A 1,323-nucleotide genomic window follows, 5' to 3' on the forward strand; every position below is an offset into this window, starting at 1 on the left:
ACCGGATCCCGCCGGGCGGCGAGCACGGATCGGATGCCTCTATCTGCCGCCGCGGCGGGCAGATAGAGGTGGGCGGTGCGCACGCCGAGTGCGTAGGCGACTACTTGCAGTCCATCCAGGACCAGATGCGGACGGTACGCGAGCAGCAGCCGATCCTTGCCACTGGCCGGCTCGCCCTCGGCGCCGTTCGCGATCACCACCGCGGTCCCGCCCGCCGACGCGACGGCGTCCAGCTTGCGCCAGGCCGGGAACCCGGCGCCGCCGCGACCGGTGAGCCCGGCCTCGCGCAGCAACCCGATCAGCCCGGCGGCGGTGAACCGCGGGACCGGCCCGCCGGTCTGCTCCGCCAGCAGACGGGCGGTCGTCGTGGTCGCGAGGTTCATCGCGGTGCTCCTTCCAAGGCGCTCGCGCTTCTTTCCGCGGCGCTCGCGCTGACCCGGCGTTCGACTCGCTGTGGGAACCGGGCGAAGCCCGGGGAGAGCCGCCACGCGACCGCGGCCAGGACCATGCCGACGCAGGCGGCGACGACGGTCCACATCCACCAGGTGCGGCCGTCGGTGCCGGTCTGGACACCGTGCAGCACGGCGAGCGGCCAGCACAGGTAGGCGAGCCGGTGCACGATGCGCCACACCCGGGCGCCGATCCGCTTGCGCAGCAGGCTGGTCACCACGATCGCCACGATCAGGTCGATGGCCAGCGTGCCCAGGCCGAGCCAGATCGGGCGGTACCGGCCCGCGAACGGCAGCACGAGGTCGACGAGGCGAAGCTGAGCGTAGGGGTCGAAGTAGAGGCCGAGCACGTGCCCGGCGAGCAGCACCATCGCCAGCAGGGCCGCGTTGCGGTGCAACAGGCTGACCGCGAAGCGCGGCAGGCCGAAGGCGGGCCGGCCCGAGCGGGCGCCGACGCCGAGGGCCACCACGATGCTGATCAGCACGAGCGTGACGACGCCGCTGCCGCGCCCGAAGAACCAGAGCGCATCGGTCACGACGGCCACCCACTCGTGCGGACGATGTCGAGGCCGGGCGTCACCAGCCGCGCCGGCACCTGGTGAAGCAGCTCGAGGGCGGTCCGGCCGCGGACCATCGCGGCGGTGCTGAGCGTGTTGGCGTCCAGGCAGGAGTTCGCCGCCACGGACACCGTGCGCCAGACCGGCTCCGCGGGCCGGCCGGTGCGCGGGTCCACGATGTGGTGCAGCAGGCGGCCGGGTCCCCAGCGGCGCGCGGCGGTGCTCGACGTGGCCAGGGCGGCGCCGGCCGGCAGCCGGACGACGCACCGCGGATCACCCGGCCGGTCCTGCACCAGCACCCGCCATGCTGTGCCGCC

At 74.4% G+C, this 1,323-nt stretch carries 2 protein-coding genes and 1 pseudogene; all 3 read right to left on the reverse strand.

The genetic code is table 11. The features are described 5' to 3' along the window. A pseudogene (locus AB0M20_RS43970) lies at positions 1–383 on the reverse strand (NADH-quinone oxidoreductase subunit I); the annotation flags it as partial. Beyond that, a complete protein-coding gene (locus AB0M20_RS43975; RefSeq protein ID WP_364307482.1) occupies positions 380–985 on the reverse strand; it encodes a ferric reductase-like transmembrane domain-containing protein in 606 nt (201 codons plus the stop codon). The gene AB0M20_RS43975 and the pseudogene AB0M20_RS43970, both read right to left, overlap by 4 nt. After that, on the reverse strand, positions 982–1,323 hold a 342-nt coding region (locus AB0M20_RS43980; protein WP_364307484.1), incomplete at its 5' end, for an FAD:protein FMN transferase. The genes AB0M20_RS43980 and AB0M20_RS43975, both read right to left, overlap by 4 nt.

This window comes from Actinoplanes sp. NPDC051633, assembly GCF_040681735.1.
GTDB lineage: Bacteria > Actinomycetota > Actinomycetes > Mycobacteriales > Micromonosporaceae > Actinoplanes.